Origin of the sequence: Desulfitobacterium sp. LBE (assembly GCF_007830365.1) — a bacterium.
Classification (GTDB): Bacteria; Bacillota; Desulfitobacteriia; order Desulfitobacteriales; family Desulfitobacteriaceae; genus Desulfitobacterium; species Desulfitobacterium hafniense.
In genome coordinates this window covers 920,937-946,650 of the sequence record NZ_VLKD01000001.1, presented here as the reverse complement: position 1 = coordinate 946,650, position 25,714 = coordinate 920,937, and the positions used below count along the sequence as shown (strand labels likewise).

Genomic DNA, 25,714 nt, shown 5'->3' with positions numbered 1-25,714 from the left:
AGATGGGGTGATTCTTGGTACGATTTGTGGATTATAATTCATATCTATACAGCCAAACTTAAGTAGTTGGCATCCTCCTTAAACATTAGTTTTTGCGATACGAAAGCATCCAGCAGGGTTTGCAGGCGGGATTCTTCCACAGTATTGAATTGTTCTATAATATGGCGGTATTCACGAACCTGGTCGCAGTATTCATACAGGGCGCGTTCTATTCCCGATAAAGTGTGCACATGATACCCTTTGCCCTCCCGGGCATCATAGATATCCAGCAGGTCGTCCCATTGCCGCTTATACAGAAGGCAATGCAGCTTGGGACGCCCCTTTTGGGCATCCTTATAATACAGGTCGCTCCAGCCTTGAATCAGTTCCCGCCAACGGGCCTCCCGTTCTCGGATTCCGGGGTTGACGGAGTCGAAATCATAAAAAAAGGGGGTATAGTGATCATGGAGCTCCATCGGGAGCAGCAGGCCCTCGTAATGTTCCCTCAGCATCATCTTCTCAATTCCGTACCGGTCCGGATCATCGTAAATCGGTGAGCCGTAGGTGAGCCGGAATACTTCCAGATCAAAGGGGGGAACCAGATGTTTGATATAGGAAATGACCCTTTTTGTTTCGTCATAATCCTCTTCCCGCTCAAAAGGCAGGGAAAACATAATATTGTAGTTGCAATTCACATGATGCCGCTCCGCAAACTTCAAGAGTTGTATGCTTTCGATCACCCTGTGTCCTTTGTTGATCAGACGCAGATAATCTTTGGCAAAGCTTTCCACTCCGAGCAGGATCGGGATATGGTTTTCTGCCAGCAGCTGCATGGCCCGTTCCTCTTTGACGGCAGACACTTTAAACAAAAGGTAGTAGGTGCCCCGCATTCCCGGAAATTCCTGGTTGAGCCGCAGGATGAGGCTTTCCCACTGATCACCGCTGTTGAATTCGTTGACCAGGATTTGTGTCGTTTGGTATTTCGAGAGCAGACACTTGTAGTCCCTGATGATCCCGTTCACACTCTTGTGGGTAAAGGATGACCAGTGGCAGTTTAAGGTGCAAAATGAACACTGATTCCACCAGCATCCCCGGCTGAACTCAACCTGCAGCCAGAAGTGTCCCACATGCCCCTCTTTGAATTCGGCCGGAAGTCTGTTCATCGCCGTCCAAAAATCTTCATAATCCGGAGTCGGGTATTCCCACATCTGATGGGGTTGCGTCAGCCCGGATTTGCCAAGCAGCTGCAATACCCTGTGTTCCAGGTCCCGGTCGATGACCTGCCGGATAAAGGGAAACAGCTTTTGCAGGCTTTCGCCGCATTTTCCCTGGCAATGATGACCGCTGAACCAGATTTGGACACCATACTTTTTGTACAGCAGCTTGGCCAGATAGAGGGCAGGGAAGAGCTGACTGACGTACAGGTGAAACAAAACGATGTCGTTTTCCTTCAGCTTGCCGGCAAATCCATCGGCATACTCCCGGCAAAAGCATTCACTGTTCTGTATGTGCTGCTGGAATTCATCCGGAGGAATATGCTCCCCGATTCCTTTCTTTAAAACCGGTTGGTGGTGGGGAAACAATAATGCGGAGAATATTGCCTGCCCGACAATCGACTCGGAAATACGGCAGTATACATCCCCGCCCAGGCAACAGGCATAGTCATAAAACGGGGTCAGGATTTCGGCATCCACATCATGTTCCTTTAAAACAGCTTTTAGTGTTGAGACTTCAAGTGAAGGCATAGTAAGGGAGGTGAAGGGAACGCAGAGGATATGAATCTTCTTTGAGGTCTTCATGATCTCGCTCCTTGAGACGCATTATATAAAGGGATTTATATGAATGATTTCACAATAGTTAATTTACACAGTGACATCCTGGGGGAGACATAGAGTTAACCGGAGGTCACGGCGAAGGCGACCCCCGGCTAAGCCCTTACCTTGGCATCCTTGCCAAGGCAGGTTCCCGTATCATCATACTAGCAAATAAGGTGATGATCGCTGTTGTTGATAGAGGTAGTGTTTTGTTCGTTTTCACCGATGATGGCAATATTCATAGATAAGCCTCCCTTCATAGCTCATTCCGACAAAAAAGTTAGAGTCGGCTAACACCAATTTATACCACTTATTTTCAGGCGTCAATACCCCAAAGTGATTTTGGTTGTTCTGTGCCGGATTAGGGCAGTTTGTCAAAAAAGAATTGATATTCCGGCTGGAAGAAATATAATTAGAACAAAGAGTAAGCCTAGGCTAACTCTTGTGTAAGCATCGTGGAGTGCAGGCAACGAAGTATAGAAGAGGTGTTGAAAGAGGTATTAAGGGATGAAAGTCACAATTAACCAGAATCCGAACATCAAGGAGACGGAGGTTATCATCAATTGTTGTTGCCTGGACAAACGGCTGAAATATCTGGTAGATTACATCCGTCAGTTTTCATTTTCCATTAAGGGTCATATCGACGACAAGCAGTTTTACATTCCCCTGGACTGCGTTCTCTACATAGACAGCGTTGACAAGAAAACCTTTTTTTACGATGAACACCGGGTTTTCCTGTGCAAAAGCAGTCTGCTGGAATTGGAGAAAATGCTGGACAACACGATATTTGTCCGGATCAGCAAGAACTGCATTATCAATCTTGCCTATCTGCATTGTGTGAGAAACGCCGACAACCATAGAATGGAGGCTATTATGTCCAACGGTGAACGCATTATGGTGGGCAGGGCTTATGTGGAACGCCTGCGCAGCAAATTGGAGGAAATACAGATCGATCCTTTTCATCTGCATTTGTCCAAGGAAATCTCCCACATGTACAGCTGCTCAGAGCGTTCAGTGGTCAATATGGGCACGATCATCTCCTCTCTTGCAGCTCCCAAGCGGGTGGTGCCCCTTTCCTATGGAACGGCGGAGCTGTTGGCTGCCCTAGGGGTATCCGGGCCGATGATCGCTGTGGCGCCGGCGGAAACCACCTTGGCCAATGTGCTGCCCCAATACAGGAATCTGCTGGAGTCCATACCTGTTCTCACCTATCAGGACCAAGGGGTGCCCACCATTGAGGAGCTGATTCACTTAGAGGCGGACCTTGTGATCGGTTCTTTCTATTCAACAAAGACCATCAATATGGAAACCCTCAAACGCAGGCAGCCGAACATCAATATATACATACACGAAGGGACTGTTCCCGCCCATGCAACCCTGGAAAGCACCTATCGGGATATCCTGAACCTGGGCAAATTGTTTCGGGTGGAGGATATAGCCGTTCAACTGGTCGAACAATGGCGAAGGGAGATTGCCTGTCTGAGGCGCTGCCTGACTGAGGAAGGCAATGTGCGGGTGTTTGTTTATGACAGCGGCAAAGCGGTTCCCCGCACTTCCGCCGGGGACACCCTGGAAAATGACCTTATCCATCTTTCCGGCGGCAAGAACATTTTTCATGATAAAAAATCCGGATACATTGCCACAGATTGGCGTGAAATCGCGAAAGGGGACCCGGAAATAATCATCGTCCATCAGTATGACGACAGTATGACGGCGGAGGAAAAGATCGCTTACCTGCGGAGACGCAGTGAATTGAAGGGCACGTCGGCGGTCAGAAACAACCGGTTTTTGAAATTGTCCTTGATGGAGGTGTTCCCCAGCGCCCAAAACACCCGGGCCATCAAAAAAATGATCAACGTCTTTTACCCGAATTTGCTCTAAAACCCTAAGGAGTTGCCTTATGTTCATCAACAAAAACCTGATTCAATTCGCCAGGGGGAACGGCTCCCTTGTGGCGGCTGCAAGCGTTCTGGAATTGCTGGTGACGCTGATGGGAACCGGCATTGCCGCATGTCTGGCTTTTGCCATTGAGATGATGATCGGTGCCCGGCCCCTGCCTTTTTTCAGCCACATAGGGCAGCCCTTTATCGTCATTGCTGTTCTTCTGGTTATGCGGTTTTTGCTGGTTAAGCAAAAAACCTACCTGGCCAACCAAAGCAGCATTGGCATCAAAACCCGGCTGCGGGAAGGCCTGATGATGAAGTTATTTCAACTGGGCCCTGCTTATACCGCCCAAAAGCGAACCGGCGATATTGCCAATACCATCTCCAACAAGGTGGAGTGGCTGAGCAATTACTATGTCATGTACCTGCCTACCTGTATTTCCACGGCGGCCAACGCCATCCTCATCCTGGCGGTTTTACAGGGGCTGGACAGAGTGACCGCCCTAATCTGCCTGCTCTCTTGTATAGGCTTGTTTGTCTGCCCGATGCTGTTTTATTCCCTGACCAAAGAGAGGGGGGAAAAGGAATGGCAGGCTCATACGGTGTATTATGCCGACTGCCTTGACAGCATTCAGGGGATGGTGACCCTCAAGGCCTTTAATGCCAACCGGAGACGGAGCGAATACATCCGCGCCAAAGGGGAAGAACTGCGCCGGGACATTATGTCTCAATTGCGGATAACGGTTTTGGAAACAGGGATTATGGAATTTCTGGTCAGATTTGGCGGCGCCTTTTCCATTGCCGTGGCCGTTGTGCAAGCCATGGCAGGGGGCGGTGCTTCTGCCTATCTTGTCTACACCTTATTTCTGGTGAGCGCCTGTTTTTCGCCAATGATGCAGCTTGGCAGTTCCTGGCATATGGGGTATCGGGGCATCACCGCTTCCTATTCCATCCATGCTTTGCTGGAGGAGCCGGTCCGGCTGTCCCTGATGCCAAAGGCCCAGGTTGGATCCGGTCTGAATCCTGAATCATTGGGCAGCGACATTGTTTTTCACAAGGTGTGTTTTGCCTACCCGAAGGCGGAGGGGGAGGTGCTGCACGATATCTCATTTACAGTTCCGAAGGGAACGATGACGGCGATTGTGGGACCTTCCGGCAGTGGGAAATCCACCATAACCAGCCTGTTGGCCGGTTTTTATCCTGTAGAGTCCGGCCGCATTCAAATAGGGGATGACACTCTCAGCGAAAAAAATGTTGCGCAAATCCAGGGCCTGATCTCCGCCGTCTGGCAGGATAGCCATCTGTTCTACGGAAGCGTGCTGGACAACATACGGATCGGCCGAGACAGCGCCACCTTTGAGGAAGTTGTGGCAGCAGCGAAAAAAGCTAATATCCATGATTTCATTCAGGAGCTGCCCAAAGGATATGACACTTTGTTGGGGGAAAAGGGTGCCCGGTTCTCCGGGGGAGAACGCCAAAGGATCGCCATAGCCAGAGCATTCCTAAAAAACGCTCCCATCCTTATTTTCGATGAGGCCACCTCTTCCCTTGACCGGAGGAACGAAATAGAGATACAGCAGAGTTTCCATGAGCTGTTGCAGGGAAAAACAGCCCTGGTCATCGCCCACAGAATGTCCACCATCATGCAGGCCGAGCAGATCTGCGTTGTGGAGCAGGGCAAAATCATCGATTCGGGAACCCATGAAGAGCTGATGGAAACGTCTGCCCCTTACCGGCTTCTCATGGGAGCCCAGATGGAATGTCAGTAAAATTAGTAAGGAGTGCATCATGGATAACATCCGATCCGGGCTGGGCCGAGTGGGCTACACTTTGAAATTGTGCAGATACATTGAAGGGATGTGGAAGTATATTGTTCTCTCCATCCTGTGCAATCTGCTGTTTAAACTCACCCCCATCGTCATCAGCCTTCTGACCTCTTATATGATCAGCATCGCCATCATGGGAAACGCCCATAATATCTGGCAGATGTTCATTTGGGTCTCAGTGCTGGTCGTGCTTTCCGGATTTTTTTCTTATCTGGATGTCATGGTGTCACACGATACAACCTATAAAATTTTGACGAAATTACGCAATGCCGCCTATGACAAGATCGACGCTATCGCTCCCGCTGCCCTGGAAGGACGCCACAGCGGAGAGCTGACGAGCATCGTCCTAGAGGATATCGAGCAGTTGGAATGGTTTTACGCCCATACCTTGGGGCAGATCATCGTGGCGGTGCTCATCTCCCTGGCCGCTCTGATTGCCATGGGCCTGATCTCGCCGCTGTTGCCCCTTGTGCTAATTCACTTTGTGATTGTGCTCGTATGTATACCGGTTGCCGCATCCAAAAAAGCAAACGTCCAGGGATACGTCATGCGGGAAAACTTCTCCATTCTGAACGCGCGAATAGTGGACGGTGTTCAAGGGCTGAAGGACATCATTTCCTTTCAGTGGCAAAGGCAATTTTTTCAGCGTTTTACTCAATCGGTCCAGGATTACCATACGGCACAGCTGGCCTATGCCCTGCGGGGCGGCGATGAAAAACGCCTTTTCCAAATGTTCATCGGCATCGGCAGCCTCTGCGGCCAGATTCTGGCGGTCCTCCTGGTTATGAAAGGCGCGGCCGATATGGTTTGGCTGTTACCGGTGTTTATCTTGTGTTCGATATTTTTCGGTCCCTTGCAGGATGCCTTACTGACCAGTATAAACTACGGCATGATCTTTGGCTCTGCGAAACGCCTGTTTGAATTATTCCAGATGGAAAGCACGGTGGAGGACAAAGGGGAGACAAGGGCTTCCCAGGTCATGGGAACGGAGAACGGCCAACAGGGGGATATCACCCTCGCTTTGGAGTCCGTATCCTTCACATATCCAGCTCAAGACGGGGAAGCGGCAAACCAGGTGCTGTTCCGGGATATCAGCTTCGCGGTGGGCAAGGGGGAAACGGTGGCCCTGGTGGGGGCGTCGGGCAGTGGAAAAACTACCATAGCCCGGCTGTTACAACGCTTTTGGGATGTGGATGGGGGCCGGATCACCATTAACGGCTACGATATCCGGACCATTCGTTTGGAGGCTTTACGCGAAATAATCACGGTGGTACCCCAGGAGGTCTACCTGTTTAACGCCAGCGTCATGGACAATCTGCTGCTGGCCAAGCATAATGCTGCGCCGGAGGAGGTGGCGGAGGCATTGAAAAAATCCCTTGCCGAGGGCTTTATTCAAAAGCTGCCTAAAGGCCATCACACTGTCCTTGGGGAACGGGGCACACGGCTTTCCGGCGGTGAAAAACAAAGGATCGCCATTGCCCAGGCCTTTTTAAAAGACTCGCCCCTCCTGATTCTGGATGAGGCCTCGGCCAATCTGGATTCGGAAACCGAGCGGCAGCTCAATAAGGCCATCAACAATTTAAAAAAAGGCAGGGCCACTATTGTTATCGCCCACCGGGCCTCCACCATTCGCAGTGCGGATCGCATCGTGGTGATTAAGGACGGTAAAATCGAAGGCACAGGTACCTATGAGCAATTAATGGCCAGCTGCCCCTATTTTGTACAACTGTTAGGAGGTGATTATGCTGAGCAGACCGATTCAGCATAGTACCGAAGAAAGTGGTTCGTCGTTGATCGGCAGGGTAAGGTTCGGCCTCGTTTTTCTCTCGGTGTTGGTGTTTCTTTCCCTGGTGTTCAGCATTTTAGTGGCAACGGCTTTTGGTTCTGCGGAATTATCCTTAAGGACCGTGCTGGATATTCTGAAGATGAAGCTGTTCGGAATACAGGATGATGTCAATGCCCAATCGGCAGTCTACATTGTGTGGAACCTGCGTCTGCCGAGAGCCATTTTAGCCATTGCCGCCGGAGGAGGACTGGCGATCTGCGGTGCGGCGATGCAGTCCATAACCCAAAATGTCCTGGCGGACCCTTATATACTTGGGGTCTCCAGCGGGGCATCAGCGGCGGTCAGCCTGTGCTTTTTCATCGGCGGGGCATTTGCCCAGACCGGGTTGCTGCAGACGTTTGCCTTTCTGGGAGCGGCATTATCCATGGCTCTCGTCTACTTGGTGGGCATGTCAGGGAACGTCGTTTCCAACAACACGCGGCTGGTGTTGGCGGGAATGGCTATATCCATCATTCTGAACGCCATATCCCAGTTTTTCATTACCATGTCTGCGGCCAACACATCGAGAAGCATCACCATGTGGATGATGGGCAGTCTTGCCGGTGCCCGTTGGGACAATGTGGCTATTCCGCTTCTGGGCAGTGTGATTGGACTGCTTTTCTTCCTGGGGAATGCCCGCTCTTATAATTTGATTTCACTGGGCGACGAAACGGCCATCGGCCTGGGAGTCAATGTGGTGCGCATAAAGCTGCTGACCACACTGGTGATTGCCCTAGTCACAGGTTTGATTGTATCATCCTGCGGGATTATCGGCCTGGTGGGCTTTGTCATTCCCCATGCGGTAAGACTCGTGCTTGGCACCAACCACCGCCGCCTGTTTCCTTTGGTTTTTCTGATCGGAAGCCTGTTCCTGGTGTGGATGGATTTGTTGGCGCGTTTTGTCATGGCCCCCCAAGAACTGCCCATCGGCATTTTAACCGCTTTTTGCGGTGGACCCTTCTTTGTGATGCTGCTTTACCAGCAGACCAAAAAATCCAAATAGAGGTGGTGAACAGAGGTATGAGGACCAGGCAGAAAGCAACTGACGGCCAGGCAGCCGTCGACGTAAAAAATCTCAGCTATTCCATCCATTCCCGGAAAATACTCGATCAAATCAGCCTCTCGGTCAGAAAGAACCAGTTTGTAGGGCTGATCGGCCCTAACGGAAGCGGCAAAACCACCTTGCTCAAACATGTGTACCGGGCTTTGCCGCCGGATAAAAACACGGTCTTTGTCCACGGGCGACAGATTGAGAATTACAGCTATAAGGAATCGGCCCGGGAAGTCACCATTCTCAGGCAGGAAAACGGGTCCGACTTCCCCTACACCATTATGGAAATGGTGCTGATGGGGCGGTCTCCCCATAGAAAGTTCTTTGAAGGGGATACCTCCGATGACAAGAAGCTTGCTATGGAGGCTTTGGAAAGCGTCAATATGAGCCAGGCGGCCCACCGCAGCTTTGCCACCTTATCCGGCGGCGAAAAACAGCGCGTCCTAATCGCCCGTTCCCTGGTTCAGGGGGCAGATATATTGCTGCTGGATGAGCCCACCAATCATTTGGATGTTCACTACCAATGGCATCTGATGGAAACCATCCGCAACCTCAACAAAACCGTCCTCGCCGTTTTCCACGAGCTGAATCTGGCTTGTGCCTTTTGCGATTGCCTTTATATACTCCACAACTGCAGGATTGTGGCCTGGGGTCATCCGTCGGAAATATGCACAAAGGAGCTGCTGGCCGATGTGTTCCGGATTGATGCCGACATTGTTCCGGATGAACACGGTATCGCCAGAATCTTGTACCGGCGCGCATTATAAGGTGGGTGAACAGGCAAAGCAAACATATTTTGTCTGTTAAAAAATAAACAAAAACAGTGAGGAGAATGTACATGAAAAAAGTAATGTCCATGATGTTGGCCGTCCTGATTTTGACAGGGATTTTGGTCGGTTGTGCACAGAAGGCAGAGTCAAATCCCGGCGAACAGGCACCTAAAGCACCGGAAACTGCGGATAGCGTACAAGGCCATTATCCGGTAACGGTGCAGAACTTCGGAATGTCTGCCACCTATGAAGCCGCTCCGGAGCGGGTAGTTGTGCTCAGCTATTCCCAGGCGGAGATCATGGCGGCCTTGGGTATTGAAGACAAAATCGTCGCCCTGACACCCAGCATGAATCGGATCGAAGAGGTGGTGGAGAAGTATCGGGAAACGGTGGCCGGTCTCCCTGTGTTCGACAGCACTAGGCTGTCTCAGTACGGTGTGCCTAATCTGGAAGTGGTTCTGTCCCAAAGTCCTGATTTCGTATGGGGAACCTCCTATAATTTTCGTGCCGCCAATTGCGGGGAGCCTGGGGATTACAAGGCCAATAACATCAACATCTATGCCTCCGAAGGAACGGTAGTGGATCAGCCCACACTGGAAAATGTCTATAACGACATCACCAACATCGGTATCATTTTTAATATTGAAGACAGAGCTGCCGCCCTGGTGGAGGAGCTCCGCAGCAGGGAAAATGCTGTTAAAAAGGCGGTTGCTGGTCTGGAAGAGGTCTTGGTGTTTACCCTTGATGATATCGGCGAGGGAGTCTATTATACCACAGGCGGTGCGACACTGGAGGATTACCTGATTGCCACGGCCGGGGGCAGGAACATTTTTTCCGAACTGATGACACAGTATCCGGAGGTGTCCGCCGAAGAGATCATTATGCGAAATCCTCAGCATGTGGTTGTCACAAGCTATTTCACCTCGGGTGACGGCCAGGCTAAGCAGGACGCTATCAAAAATTCTGCCGATTTTATCAAGGTAACGGCGGTCACTGAGGATAATTTCCTCATTCTTTCCGGCCTTATGGTGTGGCCTGGGCTACAAAGCCTTGATGGTCTTGAAGCCATTGCCAAAACCTTGCATCCTGAAGCGTTTCAGTAAGGCAATTTTTGGAGGCAACCAGTCTCAACTCTTTTGGAATGAAAAGGTATAGAATTTTCCTGGGTCACACAGTTTCGGCTGCTGTGGCCTGTTTTTTATACAGAGCAAAACAAAGGTATTCTTTAAGATTTCTCAATCATTGAATCTCTTCAGGTGTATTTAAAAATAAGATAAAGGTTAACATAAGTCTGGATTCGACTCTGTGTTTAAGAAGGGGGATGTAAAATGAGTTCAGAAAAAGATCATCATGTGGAACTGCACCGCGGTCTCAAGAACAGGCATATTCAGATGATCGCCCTCGGCGGTGCGATTGGAACCGGATTGTTTTATGGTTCGGCGACGACGATTCAGTTGGTCGGTCCAGCGATTATCGTGTCCTACCTCCTGGGCGGCACGGCCATTTTTTTTATTGTCAGGGCATTAGGAGAGATGTGTGTTGATCAGCCCGTTGCCGGCGCTTTTTCATACTTTGCCTATAAATATCTGGGTGACTTCCCCGGATTCTTTTCCGGGTGGAACTATTGGTTTAACTACATAGCCGTCAGTATGGCTGAGTTAACCGTTGTGGGAGTGTATATCAACTTTTGGTATCCTAATGTGCCCCAGTGGGTAACGGCCTTGGCTTTCCTGGTGATCATCACCTTAATCAATCTTATCAATGTTGAAGCCTTCGGAGAATTCGAATTCTGGTTTGCTTTGATTAAGGTTGTCGCGATTCTGGCGATGATTGCCTTTGGCTTGGTCATGATTTTCTTTGGCTTAGGGGAACAAGGGGCTGTAGGATTCAGCAACCTTTGGACCCATGGAGGCTTTTTGCCTAATGGTGTATGGGGGCTGCTCCTATCTCTGGTAATTGTGATGTTTTCCTTTGGTGGAGTTGAATTGATCGGGATTACGGCAGCAGAAGCAGACGATCCTAAGCGCTCCATTCCGAAAGCCATCAACCAGGTCGTCTGGCGGATTCTCATCTTCTATATCGGTGCCTTGACCATCCTCATGATTCTTTATCCCTGGGATCAAATCGGAACCTCAGGAAGCCCTTTCGTGGAGATCTTCTCCGCCATCGGAATCCCCGCCGCGGCTCATATCTTAAACTTTGTTGTTTTAACAGCGGCTCTTTCTGTTTATAACAGCGGGATTTACAGTAATGGACGTATGCTGCACGGGTTAGCCCTGCAAGGAAACGCTCCCAGGTTTTTAACCAAAGTAAGCCGCAATGGCATACCGATTAATGGGGTTTTTGCCTCTTCTGCAGTCACCCTAATCGCGGTTATCCTTAATTTCCTTGTTCCCGGGAAGGTTTTCCTCTATTTAATTTCTATTGCCACCATTGCCGGGATCTTTAACTGGGCCATGATCCTGGTAACCCAGCTTAGGTTCAGAAAAGTCGAAGCAGAAAAAGGGCGGGAGGATCAATTGCAATTCAAGATGCCTCTCTACCCCATTTCCAACTATATTGCGCTGGCGTTTCTGGCTATGGTCGTGGTGCTGATGGCTTATATTCCGGATATGGTTTATTCCCTGTATATTGGACCCATTTGGATTATTATTCTCTACATCGGGTATAAGTTTCTGAGACGTAATCCTGAAACAAAGCCGCCCCACAGAGAGTAACCGCTGGGCTATGGGGTGGAAATAACTGACGGTCATAAATAGGAAAGCCAAGGGGAAGATAACTTTGAATTTCCAATACTACTGAAGGAGGATCGTTATGGTGAGAAAAGCAGAACCTTATCGCATAAAAATGGTGGAAACCATGCGCATGATATCCAGAGAAGAGCGTGAGAGGGCATTGCAGGAAGCGGGGTATAATCCCTTCGCCCTGAAAGCCGAAGATGTCTATATTGATTTGCTCACGGACAGCGGAACAGGAGCTATGAGCGACCGCCAATGGTCGGCGATGCTGCTTGGGGACGAGGCTTATGCCGGAAGTAAATCCTTCTACAAAGTTAAAGATGCCGTAGCGGATATTTTTAAATATGAATACACGATTCCCACCCACCAGGGCCGGGGGGCTGAGCAGGTTCTTTTTCCTCACCTGATTAAACATAAAGGCCAATATGTTCTGGGGAATATGCATTTCGATACGACCATGGCCCATATCGAGCTCAACGGTGCGGTTCCCATTAACCTGGTTATCGACGATGCCTTTGATACCCAAAAAGAGCATCCTTTCAAAGGCAATTTCGACCTGGAAAAGCTGGAGAAGTTCATTCAAGAAAAAGGCAAAGAAGAGATTGCTTTTATCATCATCACCATTACCTGCAACTCCGCCGGCGGGCAGCCGGTTTCGATGGAGAATATTCGGGCTGTGAAGCAGATTGCGGATAAATACGGTATCTTTGTTGATATAGACTCCGCCCGTTTTGCCGAAAACGCCTACTTTATCAAACAGCGTGAAAAGGGCTTTGAGAGGGCCAGCATTAAGGATATCGTCACCGAAATGTACTCTTACGGAGATGCCTTCACCATGAGCGCCAAAAAGGACGCGATTGTCAACATGGGCGGTATTATCGGTATTAAAAACAATACCGAACTCTACCAAGCGGCCAGTGCCACCTGCGTGCCTATGGAAGGCTTTGTGACCTACGGCGGCTTATCAGGCCGGGATATGGAAGCCTTGGCGGTGGGGCTTTATGAAGGTCTGGATGAAGAATACCTGGAAAGCCGCATCGGCCAGGTAGAATACTTAGGAGAAGAACTGCGGAAACGCGGTATCCCCATTCAATGGCCTGTGGGCGGCCATGCCGTATTCGTCGATGCCAAGAAATTTTTACCCCATATCCCGGGTGACCAATTCCCGGCCCAGGCTTTAACCAATGAACTGTACATCGAAACCGGCGTTCGTGCCGTTGAAGTTGGCTCGCTTCTTTTGGGCCGGGACCCGGAAACCGGAAAACAAAAAGTTGCCGGTGCTGAATTCATGCGCCTGACCATCCCCAGAAGGGTATATACGGATCGGCATATGGATGTTATTGTGGATGGATTGGCTAAAATCGCAGAACGTCGTGACCAGATTAAAGGTCTTGATTTTGTTTATGAACCCAAGGTCCTACGCCATTTCCTCTGCAAGCTCAAACCCATTGGCCTCGACCCCAAAGCGGGAGAAGATGTCAATCCGATGGTGCCTTAGAAATCAAGCATACCTCACTATATATAAACCTTGTCTTGTCGGCCAAAGGGGGTTTTGGAACGAATTATTTCGTTTCAAAACCCCCTTTGCGTCTATTCTCCGTCAAATTCAATATGGATCTGTTCGTTTGACTATCAGGTATTCTGCCAATAATCATGTTTAGTATAGTTGAAATGGAAACAAAAGTTTAATATACTATGGTTAATGCACCAAGGGGTGGAGGGACCGGCATGAATAAAGAAGAACAGGTCATAATGAGCTTCAGGGACTTATTTAATAAGCTGGTTTGGCTTAATAAAGTCAAGATGGAAGTAAGTCTTAAGGATTATAAGCCTTCGGAAGTACATTGTATCGAGTATATTGGCAGACATGCCGATTCCAACGTGACAAAACTTGCGGAATCCTTTTATATGACGAGAAGTGCCATTAGTAAAATAACCAAAAAGCTTATGGAAAAAGACTTGATCGAAAGCTACCAGAAACCGGATAACAAGAAAGAAATCTATTTTCGCTTGACTTCCCAAGGGAAAGCGGTTTATGAAACCCATGAGCAACTGCACAAAGAGTTTCAAGAGCGGGATAAAGCCGTATTCGAGCAGGTAACTGAGGAACAATTTGACAGTATGCTGAGCTTCGTGGAAAAGTATAGCAGGCATTTGGATACAGAGATAAAGAAACTGGAGATAGATATAAAGTCGGAGTAAATTCCATAAGGAAAAGTCACAGGCAGCCCAACTCAAGTGAGGGGGGCTGTCTTTTATTGTGATTATTTTGTTGACGGGGAAACAAAACAGTGATACTATAACTATGTTTCCTAGGACTCAAAAATGAAATTTCTAAAAATGGAACTTCTAAGGGGAGAAGATAAATGTTCAAATTTAGATCAAATCATGAACAGAACACAGAGCAAACCATAGATAAAAAGGCTCTGCTGTTCGGCCTTATGTCGGTATTTCTTTGCGGAATAGGCTTCAGTATTATAACACCTGTCGTCCCGTTCTTAGTGCAGCCTTATATCAGCAATCCGGAAGAGCAAGCGATCGCGGTTACGCTGCTGACCTCTGTTTATGCAGCCTGCGTGTTTTTGGCCGCCCCCGTGCTGGGAGCTTTGAGCGATAGATATGGCCGCCGTCCCTTGCTCTTAATCTGCCTGTTGGGTTCCGCAATCGGATACTTGGTTTTTGGCATCGGCGGAGCTCTTTGGGTACTATTTGCCGGGCGCATCATCGAAGGGATAACCGGCGGGAGCATCGGCACGATCTTCGCCTATTTTGCCGATATCATCCCTCCGCAACAGCGAACCAAATACTTTGGCTGGGTGAGTGCGGTTGTAGGTGTAGGCGCCGTCATTGGCCCAACTCTGGGGGGATTGCTGGCTAAGTTCGGGTATTCTGTACCCATGTATTTTGGAGCAATCATCACTTTATTGAATGTTGTCTATGGACTTTTCTATATGCCTGAAAGTCTTGATAAGAATAAACGGCTGCAAGAGATCTCCTTGATAAGACTGAATCCATTCATCCAGCTTGCCAACATTCTTTCCATGAAAAGCTTAACCAGGCTGCTCGTCTCAGCCTTCTTGCTTTGGCTGCCCAACGGATCGTTACAGGCGGTTTTTTCACAATTTACACTGGACACCTTCCATTGGCAGCCCGCCCTTATCGGACTTATGTTTTCCATTATGGGTCTCCAAGACATCATTGCCCAAGGTTTCATCATGCCAAAGCTTTTGCTGAAACTCAGCGATCAACAGATCGCCATGCTGGGCATGGCGGCGGAGATTATCGGCTACAGCTTTATTGCCGCATCGGCTTTGTTCTCATTCTATCCTCTTTTAATTGCCGGAATGTTTATCTTTGGCTTTGGCGATTCGATCTTTGGGCCTTCATTCAATGGGATGCTCTCCAAATCTGTCCCCTCCGGTGAACAAGGCAGGATTCAAGGTGGCAGTCAGTCTATTCAGGCCTTGGCAAGAATGATGGGACCGATCATTGGCGGGCAAATCTATGTATCCCTGGGTCATGCTGCACCCGCTTTTATGGGGATGCTCCTTATTGCAGCGGCAATACCGGTTTTGCATAAAAGACCTCAGGCAAATATGTAAACTCGTTGTTTTCTTAAAAGTATAGCTCCTGGGTTATAGTGCTCAATTATAGGGTTCAATTAAATAGGGTATCAGAACCTATTCTTAAGTTCTGATACCCTATTTATCTACAGTCTGAATCCCTATTTGTCATACGAAGTACATTATCCAGCTTTCATTGTATGAACGTTTACACCTCATAAACCTAAACTAAAGCAATCGCTTCGATTTCAATGATAGCATCTTTAGGAAGACGCGCCACTTGTACGGCAGAACGGGCCGGAGGGTTCGTGGGGAAGTAGGAGCCGTAAACTTCATTCATCTCGGCAAAATCGTTCATATCCTTGAGGAAAATAAGGGTCTTAACGATCTTGTCCATAGAAGAACCGGCACTTTCCAGGATGTTTTTGACATTCTCCAGAGATTGTTTGGTGGCTGAACGAATGTCGCTTGCCAGTTCTCCGGTAGTCGGATTCAAGGGCAATTGGCCGGAAGTAAAGATCAGGTTACCGGCTTGAATTCCTTGGGAGTAGGGCCCTATGGCCCCTGGTGCTTTCTCAGTGTTTAAAACCTTAAGAGACATGGCTGACCTCCTGTTGTAACTTTTAGTGGAGTTTCTGATTTTATTGTACCTAATGGTCCCGTTATTATGTATCCGTCTTATCTATCCGTCTATCTATCCGTCATGGCGATATTTTTCTTGCTGAGATTGGTTTGGCAGGTTATTCCCGGTATGGTATATTGAAGACAACGGAAGGCAAAGGAAGAGAGGGATCAAGATGAAATGGGCATTCATTAATCATATGGAGAGAATCAATGAACTTCTGGGGAATTTAGAGCAGGAGGAAATGAAGCGGGATTATCCCATAGCCTGGGAGCGGACCCATGCCGTGAGCTGTGCTCAAGTGGGCAGGTTGCTGGCGCAAAAGCGTGGTGTCGATCTGGAGCTGGCAGCCTTAGCCTGTTCTCTTCATGATATTGGCCGCTGGTATACCGGACTGCAGGGGGATCACGCCCTCCGGGGAGAAGAGCCGGTACGGCGCTTTTTAGAGAGTTCCTCTTTGAAGGAAGAGGATAAAAAAGCCGTCGTTCAAGCGGTAATCCGCCACTCCGAAAAGGACAAGGTGGGCAGTCCTTTAGACGAAATCGTGAAGGATGCGGATGTCCTAGACTGCTATTTTCATGGTGATGAAATCAGCAAACCCTATCATTTGGCCCGGCTCAAAGAGGTTATGGGGGAATTGAATTTAGAGAGTTAAGAATAAGGAGACACTTTGCTTCCTCCAGGGAATGGATGGGCAGAGTGTCTCACTTTGTTTTTTACTTTTTATCTTTGGCGTTAAGCTCCGCCACCCGGTCCGCTTCAAACTGTTCCATCACCTGGGGCAGATTGTCTTCAGCCATGTGCTCCGCGGGGAAATCGGAAAGGGAAAGAGAGTTGACCCAAGGGGCCGCTTGATCTTCCTTGGCAGGCTTATTGGCAAGAGGGAGGAGGCGGACGCTGTACTGGCTGACCGGAATGCTCTCTTCTTTGAGAATCGCTTCCAAAGCTTTTGCTACTTCGGCGACTTTGCTGTAGGAAAGGTCCTCACTGTAGAGGACAACGTCCGCGACGAGGGGCAGGGGAGGATGGCTGATATCCAGCTTCATGTCACGTTCCAGCTTCATGAGATCATGGTCCTCTTTGGTAAACTGGAAAGAAATATAGTCAAAATCATAATCCAGCCTGCTGCCGATCAACTTTTTGGCTATCTCCCGCATCTCGGCATCCAGCCGCCTGTAGGTGGTGAAGTTATTGGCCACTTCGTATTCATAGTCATCACGCAGTACCTTGCCATAGCTGTCGGTATAGATGCTGAAAGCGGTATCTTCGCTCAGGGACGATTGCACAAATACCAGGTAGGCGTCAAATTTGAAGTTATAGTTGGAGCTCTGGATTTCTAAATCTAAGTTGCTGTAGTTGACGTCAATATATTTCTGAGCGGCTTGCTTGGCCAATAGATTGGAGACAGGGTTGCCCACCCAGGCGTTGACAAAAAGCAACAGCAGCACGATTAAGCCGATGCCGGTTATACCGGCTAATATTTTCTTGATGTTCATAGTATTCTACACCTCTTTCTTAAATGCGTAATGCAAAAGCCAGGCGATCAGAACGCCAACTGCACTGAAAGCGGAAAGAATGGCGGACCACCAGGCGGACATGGAAATCAATTCAATGATGCCGGTGTAAGTCAGGATTCCGTCGATGAGTCCACGTAGGGATACCCAGATAAAGGAAAAGGCGAACAGGCCCAGAGGAACAAAATAGGCTTTCCTTTTGAACAGTATATAGCCAAAGCCGCCGATGGCAGGCATGATCAGCCCATTGTAAAACATAAGCATGCCATTGGAGATGACCATTCCCAGCAGCGTTCCGGCTAACATAATGCAGAGCAGAAAGACGATTATTTGTTTTTTGATTTTGCCTAACACCACAATGTCATCCATTGCAGTAGTTGCTTCTATCTCCGCCCCTGTTTTTTCTCCCCAACTATGGTTACAGTGTTCACAGCCTGCAAGGTGCTCCTGCACCAGCAGGCGGCTGTCTTCGCTGGCGACGCCATCCTTGACCAGAGGCATTAAGTCCAGGCAGACAGAGCAGGAAATCTTACTCATAGCTATATCCCTCCTTGAGCAGGATCGTTCTGATTTTATGCTTGGTGCGAAAATCAAGGACTCTTGCCGAGCTTTCGGAAATCTGATGCTTCCGGGCTATCTCATAAAAGGAGTAGCCTTCAATCCGCATCAAAACGATGTCTCTGTTTTTGTCAGGCTCCCGGTTCAGCAAATCATGAATCCTGTCCAGCAGCTCCTGGGTGAGGAGTGTTGATTCCAGACCGGCCGGATCGGAAAAATAGACTTCCAGCAAATCTTCCGGGGTAAGCTCTTTTTTGCTTTTTCTTAAATGCCCATACCATGTATAGCGGGCTATAGAGAACAGCCAGGTTTTAAGATCGGAATTCCCCTTAAACCCGGGCAGGGATTTGATGGCGCTGATAAAAACCTCCGAGGTCAAATCCTCTGAAAGGGTTTTGCTATGGGTAAGGCTTAACAAATAAGCATAGACGGCATCTTTATGCTGTTCGTAGACCTTTTGCATGACTGAATCAGCCATAGATTTCCCCCTCTCATAAGCTTAGTGTCAAATGAACAGGGTTTTGTTACAATGTCCTTTAAAATTATATAGAAGCTCCATGAGAAAGCAAAGAAGTTTCAGTCAGCAATAATCTGTTGCCTCACGGAATTGAGGGGACCGGCGGAAAAAGCGGTAAAGGGTTTGGCAGGGTATCCTTCGGTATGGTATAGTAAAGTCGGAAAGTGAGGGGTTTTTTTATATGTCAAAAATCCTTATATTAGATGGGAACAGTTTGGCCAACCGGGCCTTTTATGCTTTACCGATGATGACGACCGCCGATGGCAAGCCTACCAATGTTCTCCATGGCTTTATGACCATGCTCTTGCGATTGCTGCTTGAACAAAAACCGGATTATTGGGTGGTGGCTTTTGATAAGACCAAGGCTACGGTAAGAATAGAGCAATATGCAGATTACAAAGCCCAGCGCAAAGAGACTCCCGATGCGCTGAAACCCCAGTTTGATTTCCTCAAAGAACTGTTGACTGCTTTTGCCATGCCTATTCTGGAATGTCCGGGCTATGAAGCCGACGACATTATTGCCACGGTTACGTCCCTGGCCGAGCAACGGGAATGGGAGACCCAGATTTATACCGGGGACAGGGATGCCCTGCAGCTGATTTCTCCCCGCACTACGGTCTATCTGACCCGTAAAGGAATCACTGAGGTGGATGCTTATGACGAAGGAGCTCTCTACGAAAAGTATCAGCTCCGGCCTGCCCAGATCATCGATCTTAAAGGACTGATGGGAGATGCCTCCGATAATATTCCCGGTGTACCCGGAGTAGGGGAAAAAACAGCCCTGAAGCTCTTGTGGGAATACGGCAGTGTGGAGAATGTCCTTGATAATATCGACAAAATTTCCGGCAAGAAGCTCCAGGAGAATTTGCGCAATAACACGGATAAGGCCCTCTTAAGCAAGAAGCTGGCCACCATGCTTTATGACATACCTCTGGAGATTGATCTGGATCGATTAGTTTATCGCCGCCCGGATGAGAAGACCTTTACCGCGGCCTTGGATAAGTATGTCCTCAAAAGTGTGGCCCGGATCTGGCATGAACATCATGGGGCAGGAGAAGAGGGCAAGGATACCCCTCGGGAAGAAGTCCTCAAGCCCTGGCCCCTTCGTGAACTGACTGGCGAAGAGTGGTTGGTGCGGTTCCCCCAATGGCAGGCTGATCAAGGAACCCTTGTTTTAACTTGCGCTAATACCGGGGGGAATCCCCATTGGGCGAGGATCACCGCTTGGGGAATAGCTGTCGGTGGGGAGTCCTTTATCCTGAATTGGACCGACGCAGCTCCGGAGGTGCGGCTGGCTTTCAGCCAATTGCTGGAAGATTCTGAGGTGCCTAAGCAGGTTGCCGACAGCAAAGTGCTGTACAGCCTGCTCCTCAATGAAGAGATCACTCTGCGGGGAGTCAGCTTGGATATCGGACTGGCGGCTTATTTGATTAACCCCACCCGCAACAAATTTGAGCCCCTGGAGCTGGTTAAGGAATACATCCCCGGTGCAGGGGAATTCGCAAATTTGGCTGAAGAGGCTTCTGCTCTGGCTCAGGTGGCAGATTCCTATAAGGAAACCCTTGAAGAGCTTGGTCTGAGTGCTCTTCTCCATGAAATGGAGGAACCCTTAAGCCCTATCCTGGCAGAGATGGAGAAGCAGGGAATTGCGGTGGATGTTCAAAGGCTGCAGGAATTTGGCCGGGAGCTGACCGTGGAACTTCAGCGTTTAGAGCAGGAGATCTACGCCGACGCGGGGGAAACCTTCAATATTAACTCTCCTCAGCAATTGGGTCATATCCTCTTTGAAAAGCTGGGGCTTCCCCCCATGAAAAAAACCAAGACCGGTTATTCCACGGATGCCGATACTTTGGAAGAGTTGAGGGATCAGCATTCCATCGTAGAGCGGGTGCTGGACTATCGCCAGTTAAGCAAACTCATGTCTACGTATGTCAACGGCCTGCTGGCTCAGATTCATGAGGGAAGAGTCCATACAACCTTCCAGCAGACGGTAACCGCCACCGGTCGTCTCTCCAGTACCGAGCCTAATCTGCAGAATATCCCCATCCGTCTTGAACTGGGGCGCTTACTGCGGAAAGTCTTTACCCCGACTCAGGAAGGCTGGGTGCTTTTATCAGCGGATTATTCCCAAATTGAGCTGCGGATTTTAGCCCATTATTCTCAGGATGAAGTGCTGTGTGAATCCTTCTCTCTGAATCAGGATGTGCATACCCGTACCGCTTCGGAAGTGTTTGGAATTCCTATGGCAGAAGTCACGAAGGATATGCGCCGCAAGGCTAAGGCGGTTAACTTCGGGTTGATCTATGGGTTGACGGATTTTGGTTTGGGCAGGGATTTGGGCGTACCCCGCAAGGAGGCCAAAACCTATATCGAGACATACTTCCATCGTTATGAAGGGGTCAAACGTTATCTGGAAGAGATTGTGGTCAAGGCTAAAGAAGAAGGACAGGTCCGCACATTGCTCAACCGCTTGCGCCGGATTCCCGAATTGCGTCATCCTAACCGGGTGCAGCGTCAATTCGGAGAGCGGATTGCCATGAATACCCCCATCCAAGGAACGGCGGCGGATATTATGAAGCTGGCTATGTTGGGAGTGGCTGAAGCGTTGAAACCTTATCGGGCCAACCTCCTTTTGCAGGTCCACGATGAATTGGTGATCGAAGTAGCTCCGGAGGACCTGGAAGAAGTGGCGAAAGTCGTCCGTGAAGAAATGGAAAGCGCTTTCCCCCTCTCCGTGCCCTTGATCGCAGATTGTAAGACCGGGCCGAATTGGTATGATATGGAGTCTTATTCCTTGGAGTAGTACCATCAGAAGAGCAGTGCTATTAGTAAAGCAGTACCATCAATTGTCGTACAGTCAATAGAGCATTCCATTAATTCTTATATATGAAGGTGTAATTATGCCGGAACTACCAGAAGTAGAAACCATACGCAGAAGCCTGAGTCAGCATATTCTTGAGCGAAGGATTGAGGAGATCTTAATTCGCTGGCCAGGTGCTGTGGAAGGATATGAGGAGAAAACCTTTGCCGATGCTGTCAGAGGGCTGAAGTTTCAAAGTATCGAAAGACGTGGGAAATATCTTTTGTTTACTTTAGAAGAAGGCTGGTCCTTCATCGCCCATATGCGCATGACAGGGCGCATGGTTTACCATGCTCAAAGCCAGGAACCGGAGAAGCATACCCATGTGGTGCTTAAGCTATCTTCCGGGGAGATTCACTTTACCGATACACGCAAATTCGGCCGGCTGCAGTTGGTGAGAACAGAAGAACGCCTCCAGCAACCCTCCTTAGCCCGCCTGGGTCCGGAACCTTTGGAGGAAGGTTTTTCCGCCGCAGAACTGGGACGGCGTCTGGCTCCCCGCAAACTGGCCATTAAAGCAGCTCTGTTGGATCAGACCCTTGTGGCGGGAATCGGCAATATCTATGCGGATGAAGCCTTATTCAGAGCGGGAATTGCCCCGGAGCGGTGCGCCAATTCCTTGACGAAAGAGGAGATTGAGAAGCTTTACCCTGCCATCTGTCAGGTTCTTGAGGAGGGTATCGCCGCCAATGGCACTTCTTTCCGGGATTACCAGGATGCTAATGGAGAAAGAGGGGACTTTCAGAAGGAATTGAAGGTCTATGGACGTGGGGGAGAACCCTGCAAAGAGTGCGGCCATACTCTGGTGAGAATTCGTCTGGCCGGCAGGTCTACGGTGTTTTGCCCTTGCTGTCAGGTGTAAGATTGAATTCCGCTGCTCTGAGAAGGATTTGAAAGCGGGGTCTCCAGGATTTTGCTTTACACCGGTCGCTCCATAAGCTGCGCGGACAAAACTAACGCAAAAAGCCCGCTGCTCCGAAAGGTTCCCCGCTAAATCGGCTCCTGCCTCATAGCGGGTTGGAAACGTCCTGTTTCCAACCTTTCTCCGCAGAGTGCTTTTCGCGAAGTTTTGTTTCCGCTCGCTTAAAGTCGCTTCCCTTGTGTAAATCAAAATCCTTGGGCTGCTTTTCAGGTCTGAGTAAGCAGGGCGTTGTGGGAGCTGTGAGGCAAGCAATCTTATCCAAGCAGCTTTTTCCGTCGTTACCGACGCCGCTTGAGGCGGCAAGGTCGGTGACCTCAGAAGGGCTTTGAAGAAGGGCTGGGCTGGCCCCAGAAATACTCACAACGCCTCACAAAGAGCATCAGGTCCTCGGGGCTCCAGAGAAGAACTTGAAGATACCCGTAAGCAGTAGCTTTACGTACAAAAGCGGACGGATTTAGCGGAGGGGCGGTCAGGTCAACGAGGCTTTCTTAACGTAGCGGAGCCACGGTTCACATCAGGTATTACCCGGAGGTTTGGCAGAGCTGTTAAGAAAGCGAGTGGACCAGCCCTGGAGCTATGGAGTACGCGTTGTGCGTAAAGCTACGCGACCCGAAGGTTCATCATGCATAACGCTAAACGACCCAAGCAAACGACTTAGAGTTGTTACAAAGGAGTTATTATGATATGAGTATTCTTTACTGTCGGAGCTGCGGCGTGGACGTTTCCGGAGAAGCCCTTTTCCGACAAGTAACTTTTGCTGTGGAGAAAGGGGAGAAGGTGGGACTGGTAGGACCCAATGGGGCGGGGAAGACGACCTTGCTGCGGGCCTGCTTAGGGGAACACCCTCTGGAAAGCGGCGAGGTATTTCTTATCGGCACCTGGGGATACCTTCCCCAGAATCCTTTAGTTGAAGATAGGGGAACCGTCTGGGAGAGCATGCTGGCGGAACGGGCCGATCTCATCGAAATGAAAGAACAGCTTCATGTTCTTGAAGAACGGATGGCTCATACCGCGGACGAGAAAGTTTTTGCTCAATACAGTGCTCTCACGGAGCGCTTTGAGACTATGGGCGGGTATGCCCTGGAAGCCCAGGTGCGCAAGATCCTCTCCGGCCTTGGGCTCACTAAAGAAACTGAGCACCCCATTCAACATTTGAGCGGGGGCCAAAAAACCAGGCTGGCTTTGAGCAAACTCCTGCTCCGTTCTCCGGAATTTTTGATTCTGGATGAGCCGACCAACCACTTGGACATGGATGCCTTAGAATGGCTGGAAGGGTTTTTGAAAGGCTATGACGGCGCGATTTTAGTGGTTTCCCATGATCGCTACTTCCTTGATCATGTGGTTCAGAAAGTCCTGCATCTGGAGAATGGGGGACTGAAGAGTTACCCGGGAAACTATTCCGAGTATGAATTGCAACGGGCGGTGGAAGAGACCACACTGGTCAGAGAAGCAGAGCGGGTAAGCAAAAAGATCGCCCGCCTGGAGGAATATATCCGGCGTTATAAAGCCGGTATCAAATCCAAGCAAGCCCGGGGCCGGGAATCCCAGCTCCAGAAGATTAAGCCTGTTGAGGTGAATAAAACCCCCAAGTCTTTGCATATTTCCCTGGCCACAGGACGGCGCAGCGGGGATCGAACCCTTATGCTGGAAGATGTCTCTGTAGAGTTTCCCGGGCGCCGGTTGTTCCATGGAGTTGATGTGGAATTGCGCCGGGGGGACCGGGTGGCCCTGCTCGGAGAAAATGGAATCGGCAAAACCAGTCTGCTCAAAGCCATCAAAGGTTCGCTGCCCTATCAAGGGGAGATTCGCCTGGGGGCCAATGTCAAGCTGGGGTATTATTCCCAGGAACATGAGGAATTGCACGGCAAGGGCAGCATCATGGATGAAATCCGGGGCGACACAGATTTGCTTGATCCGGAAATTCGCAGCCTGCTGGCCCGTTTCGGGTTTGTGGGTGAGGAGGTCTTTAAGCCGGTTTCCGTATTAAGCGGGGGAGAAAAAAGCCGGCTGGCCCTGGCTAAGCTCTTCCTCTCTCAGGGAAATCTGCTCCTCCTGGACGAACCCACCAATCACTTGGATACCCGTATGCGGGATGTCTTGGAGGAAGCACTTCAGGATTATGATGGAACCCTTTTGGTTGTCTCCCATGATCGGTATTTCCTGGATCGGGTCGTGAACAAAATCGCCCGTTTGACTCCTGAGGGGCTTAAAATCTACGAGGGGGATTACAGCATGTATAAGGCGCAAGTCCAGGAAGAAGAAGCCGCTTCCACGGGCGGGAGCGCCTCCTCCGGTACAGCTGTCGGAACCCGCCCTCATGAACAATCCAAGGAGACGGAACGGGAAGCAAGACGGCGCCAGAGAAAGGCCCAGCAATTAGAGGCACAGATAGCTGAACTGGAGGAAGAAATCCAGTCCTTAGAAGAGCAGATGGCTGCAGTGACTTCCAATTATGAAAAAGCTCTGGAGCTCCATAAACTCTTTGAGGAAAAAAAGGTTTTACTGGATAGTACAATGATGGAGTGGTTAGAAATAACAGAAGAATAAGGGCACCATAAGAAGGGTTTACCCATATATTATCCTGCAAAGTAAAGGTACTTACAGGAGGATGATTATGGGAGCTGCAATACTCTTCGCTATAGCCTTAAGTTTTGACGGATTTGGCGTAGGGGTATCTTATGGAATACGGAGAATCCGCATACCCCTTCTTTCGATGTTGATCATAACTCTTTGTACAGTAGTAGCCATGGGAACAGCACTGTTCTTTGGCGATGTCCTCATAGGGGTTATTACAGTTGTCTCGCCTAATCTTATCGCAGCGGGAATTTTACTCACCTTAGGGGGCTATCAGCTGATCAAGGCTATTCCCCACTTGTTTAAAAAAGAGACGCCAAAGGCTGAGCCTGCCAGCACAATAGCTGTTCGGGAGCCGGTCCTTAAGCTGGAATTCAAAATCCTGGGCGTTGTGGTGCAGGTTCTCAAAACTCCGGAACAGGCCGATCTTGATGGCTCCGGTGTGATCAGTGCCAAGGAAAGTGTGCTGCTGGGCACGGCCTTATCCCTGGATGCCTTTGCTTCCGGTCTGGTATTGGGTCTTGCTGTGGGAATCTTTAACTCTTTGTCGGTTATTGCCTGGGTGGCCTTGATGCAAATTTTTATGATCAAATGTGGTCAGGCTTTAGCAGGCAGACTTCCCGAAGAGTATTTAGGGAAATTGGGCCTTTTGCCGGGAACCATGCTTATTCTCATCGCTTTGGGAAAGCTAATTTGAT

Annotated in this window: 20 protein-coding genes; 15 read left to right on the top strand and 5 right to left on the bottom strand. The window is 49.4% G+C overall.

The annotated features are described in order from the left end of the window. Nucleotides 1-44: 44 nt before the first annotated feature. The gene (locus tag DESLBE_RS04670) at nucleotides 45-1,778 is read right to left on the bottom strand and encodes a radical SAM protein (RefSeq protein WP_144675335.1); all 1,734 of its coding nucleotides are present in this window, start codon (nucleotides 1,776-1,778) and stop codon (nucleotides 45-47) included. Between the two features lie 522 nt (nucleotides 1,779-2,300). Between DESLBE_RS04670 and DESLBE_RS04665 the strand changes: the two genes are divergently transcribed. From DESLBE_RS04665 to DESLBE_RS04620, 10 genes are all read left to right on the top strand, one after another. Then, entirely contained in the window at nucleotides 2,301-3,674 is a 1,374-nt protein-coding gene (locus DESLBE_RS04665) for an ABC transporter substrate-binding protein (protein ID WP_144675333.1), read from the top strand. A gap of 19 nt (nucleotides 3,675-3,693) precedes the next feature. Continuing rightward, nucleotides 3,694-5,445, top strand: coding sequence for an ATP-binding cassette domain-containing protein (locus DESLBE_RS04660; RefSeq protein WP_144675331.1), 1,752 nt, complete (start codon nucleotides 3,694-3,696; stop codon nucleotides 5,443-5,445). A gap of 19 nt (nucleotides 5,446-5,464) precedes the next feature. Further along, a complete protein-coding gene (locus DESLBE_RS04655; RefSeq protein WP_144675329.1) occupies nucleotides 5,465-7,270 on the top strand; it encodes an ABC transporter ATP-binding protein in 1,806 nt (601 codons plus the stop codon). Then, nucleotides 7,245-8,330, top strand: coding sequence for an iron ABC transporter permease (locus tag DESLBE_RS04650; RefSeq protein WP_144675327.1), 1,086 nt, complete (start codon nucleotides 7,245-7,247; stop codon nucleotides 8,328-8,330). Before DESLBE_RS04655 ends, DESLBE_RS04650 begins: the two co-directional genes overlap by 26 nt. A gap of 17 nt (nucleotides 8,331-8,347) precedes the next feature. Then, nucleotides 8,348-9,145, top strand: coding sequence for an ABC transporter ATP-binding protein (locus DESLBE_RS04645; RefSeq protein ID WP_144675325.1), 798 nt, complete (start codon nucleotides 8,348-8,350; stop codon nucleotides 9,143-9,145). Nucleotides 9,146-9,216: 71 nt separating this feature from the next. Then, on the top strand, nucleotides 9,217-10,251 hold the full coding sequence (locus DESLBE_RS04640; RefSeq protein WP_172625368.1) for an ABC transporter substrate-binding protein: 1,035 nt from the start codon (nucleotides 9,217-9,219) through the stop codon (nucleotides 10,249-10,251). Nucleotides 10,252-10,476: 225 nt separating this feature from the next. Further along, on the top strand, nucleotides 10,477-11,865 hold the full coding sequence (locus tag DESLBE_RS04635) for an amino acid permease (protein ID WP_144675321.1): 1,389 nt from the start codon (nucleotides 10,477-10,479) through the stop codon (nucleotides 11,863-11,865). A 97-nt stretch (nucleotides 11,866-11,962) separates the two neighbouring features. After that, entirely contained in the window at nucleotides 11,963-13,384 is a 1,422-nt protein-coding gene (locus DESLBE_RS04630; RefSeq protein WP_144675319.1) for a tryptophanase, read from the top strand. Between the two features lie 230 nt (nucleotides 13,385-13,614). Continuing rightward, entirely contained in the window at nucleotides 13,615-14,088 is a 474-nt protein-coding gene (locus DESLBE_RS04625; protein WP_144675317.1) for a MarR family transcriptional regulator, read from the top strand. Between the two features lie 164 nt (nucleotides 14,089-14,252). Then, a complete protein-coding gene (locus DESLBE_RS04620) occupies nucleotides 14,253-15,488 on the top strand; it encodes an MFS transporter (protein WP_144675315.1) in 1,236 nt (411 codons plus the stop codon). Between the two features lie 184 nt (nucleotides 15,489-15,672). On the opposite strand, the gene DESLBE_RS04615 is transcribed toward DESLBE_RS04620, so the two are convergent. After that, nucleotides 15,673-16,050 carry a RidA family protein gene (locus DESLBE_RS04615; RefSeq protein WP_018307279.1) on the bottom strand — a complete coding sequence of 126 codons (378 nt, stop codon included), beginning with the start codon at nucleotides 16,048-16,050 and terminating at the stop codon, nucleotides 15,673-15,675. A gap of 196 nt (nucleotides 16,051-16,246) precedes the next feature. Between DESLBE_RS04615 and DESLBE_RS04610 the strand changes: the two genes are divergently transcribed. Further along, nucleotides 16,247-16,726 carry an HD domain-containing protein gene (locus DESLBE_RS04610; protein WP_144675313.1) on the top strand — a complete coding sequence of 160 codons (480 nt, stop codon included), beginning with the start codon at nucleotides 16,247-16,249 and terminating at the stop codon, nucleotides 16,724-16,726. 61 nt (nucleotides 16,727-16,787) lie between these two features. Here the strand turns inward: DESLBE_RS04610 and DESLBE_RS04605 are convergent, their stop codons facing one another. From DESLBE_RS04605 to DESLBE_RS04595, 3 genes are read right to left on the bottom strand one after another with little or no spacing between them, the layout of a single operon-like run. Further along, nucleotides 16,788-17,567 (bottom strand): hypothetical protein, encoded by a 780-nt coding sequence (locus DESLBE_RS04605; protein ID WP_005816824.1) that lies wholly within the window; start codon nucleotides 17,565-17,567, stop codon nucleotides 16,788-16,790. A gap of 6 nt (nucleotides 17,568-17,573) precedes the next feature. Next, nucleotides 17,574-18,122 carry a zf-HC2 domain-containing protein gene (locus tag DESLBE_RS04600; RefSeq protein ID WP_015944050.1) on the bottom strand — a complete coding sequence of 183 codons (549 nt, stop codon included), beginning with the start codon at nucleotides 18,120-18,122 and terminating at the stop codon, nucleotides 17,574-17,576. Beyond that, nucleotides 18,115-18,621 (bottom strand): RNA polymerase sigma factor, encoded by a 507-nt coding sequence (locus DESLBE_RS04595; protein WP_005816820.1) that lies wholly within the window; start codon nucleotides 18,619-18,621, stop codon nucleotides 18,115-18,117. The genes DESLBE_RS04600 and DESLBE_RS04595 overlap by 8 nt, the downstream gene beginning before the upstream one ends. A 220-nt stretch (nucleotides 18,622-18,841) precedes the next feature. Here DESLBE_RS04595 and polA point away from each other — a divergent pair, with 220 nt between their 5' ends. From polA to ytaF, 4 genes are all read left to right on the top strand, one after another. Next, complete coding sequence (gene polA / locus DESLBE_RS04590; RefSeq protein ID WP_144675311.1) at nucleotides 18,842-21,463, top strand: DNA polymerase I; 2,622 nt, start codon at nucleotides 18,842-18,844, stop codon at nucleotides 21,461-21,463. 97 nt (nucleotides 21,464-21,560) lie between these two features. Next, nucleotides 21,561-22,382 carry a bifunctional DNA-formamidopyrimidine glycosylase/DNA-(apurinic or apyrimidinic site) lyase gene (mutM, locus tag DESLBE_RS04585; protein ID WP_005816814.1) on the top strand — a complete coding sequence of 274 codons (822 nt, stop codon included), beginning with the start codon at nucleotides 21,561-21,563 and terminating at the stop codon, nucleotides 22,380-22,382. 744 nt (nucleotides 22,383-23,126) lie between these two features. Next, nucleotides 23,127-24,989 carry an ABC-F family ATP-binding cassette domain-containing protein gene (locus tag DESLBE_RS04575; protein WP_144675307.1) on the top strand — a complete coding sequence of 621 codons (1,863 nt, stop codon included), beginning with the start codon at nucleotides 23,127-23,129 and terminating at the stop codon, nucleotides 24,987-24,989. A gap of 67 nt (nucleotides 24,990-25,056) precedes the next feature. Continuing rightward, nucleotides 25,057-25,713 (top strand): sporulation membrane protein YtaF, encoded by a 657-nt coding sequence (gene ytaF / locus DESLBE_RS04570; protein WP_015944052.1) that lies wholly within the window; start codon nucleotides 25,057-25,059, stop codon nucleotides 25,711-25,713. The last annotated feature ends 1 nt before the right edge of the window (nucleotide 25,714 follow it).

Coding starts and splice junctions, on each gene's coding strand:
- DESLBE_RS04670 (WP_144675335.1), bottom strand. CDS start 1,778: ATGAAGACCTCAAAGAAGATTCATATCCTCTGCGTTCCCTTCACCTCC.
- DESLBE_RS04665 (WP_144675333.1), top strand. CDS start 2,301: ATGAAAGTCACAATTAACCAGAATCCGAACATCAAGGAGACGGAGGTT.
- DESLBE_RS04660 (WP_144675331.1), top strand. CDS start 3,694: ATGTTCATCAACAAAAACCTGATTCAATTCGCCAGGGGGAACGGCTCC.
- DESLBE_RS04655 (WP_144675329.1), top strand. CDS start 5,465: ATGGATAACATCCGATCCGGGCTGGGCCGAGTGGGCTACACTTTGAAA.
- DESLBE_RS04650 (WP_144675327.1), top strand. CDS start 7,245: ATGCTGAGCAGACCGATTCAGCATAGTACCGAAGAAAGTGGTTCGTCG.
- DESLBE_RS04645 (WP_144675325.1), top strand. CDS start 8,348: ATGAGGACCAGGCAGAAAGCAACTGACGGCCAGGCAGCCGTCGACGTA.
- DESLBE_RS04640 (WP_172625368.1), top strand. CDS start 9,217: ATGAAAAAAGTAATGTCCATGATGTTGGCCGTCCTGATTTTGACAGGG.
- DESLBE_RS04635 (WP_144675321.1), top strand. CDS start 10,477: ATGAGTTCAGAAAAAGATCATCATGTGGAACTGCACCGCGGTCTCAAG.
- DESLBE_RS04630 (WP_144675319.1), top strand. CDS start 11,963: ATGGTGAGAAAAGCAGAACCTTATCGCATAAAAATGGTGGAAACCATG.
- DESLBE_RS04625 (WP_144675317.1), top strand. CDS start 13,615: ATGAATAAAGAAGAACAGGTCATAATGAGCTTCAGGGACTTATTTAAT.
- DESLBE_RS04620 (WP_144675315.1), top strand. CDS start 14,253: ATGTTCAAATTTAGATCAAATCATGAACAGAACACAGAGCAAACCATA.
- DESLBE_RS04615 (WP_018307279.1), bottom strand. CDS start 16,050: ATGTCTCTTAAGGTTTTAAACACTGAGAAAGCACCAGGGGCCATAGGG.
- DESLBE_RS04610 (WP_144675313.1), top strand. CDS start 16,247: ATGAAATGGGCATTCATTAATCATATGGAGAGAATCAATGAACTTCTG.
- DESLBE_RS04605 (WP_005816824.1), bottom strand. CDS start 17,567: ATGAACATCAAGAAAATATTAGCCGGTATAACCGGCATCGGCTTAATC.
- DESLBE_RS04600 (WP_015944050.1), bottom strand. CDS start 18,122: ATGAGTAAGATTTCCTGCTCTGTCTGCCTGGACTTAATGCCTCTGGTC.
- DESLBE_RS04595 (WP_005816820.1), bottom strand. CDS start 18,621: ATGGCTGATTCAGTCATGCAAAAGGTCTACGAACAGCATAAAGATGCC.
- polA (WP_144675311.1), top strand. CDS start 18,842: ATGTCAAAAATCCTTATATTAGATGGGAACAGTTTGGCCAACCGGGCC.
- mutM (WP_005816814.1), top strand. CDS start 21,561: ATGCCGGAACTACCAGAAGTAGAAACCATACGCAGAAGCCTGAGTCAG.
- DESLBE_RS04575 (WP_144675307.1), top strand. CDS start 23,127: ATGAGTATTCTTTACTGTCGGAGCTGCGGCGTGGACGTTTCCGGAGAA.
- ytaF (WP_015944052.1), top strand. CDS start 25,057: ATGGGAGCTGCAATACTCTTCGCTATAGCCTTAAGTTTTGACGGATTT.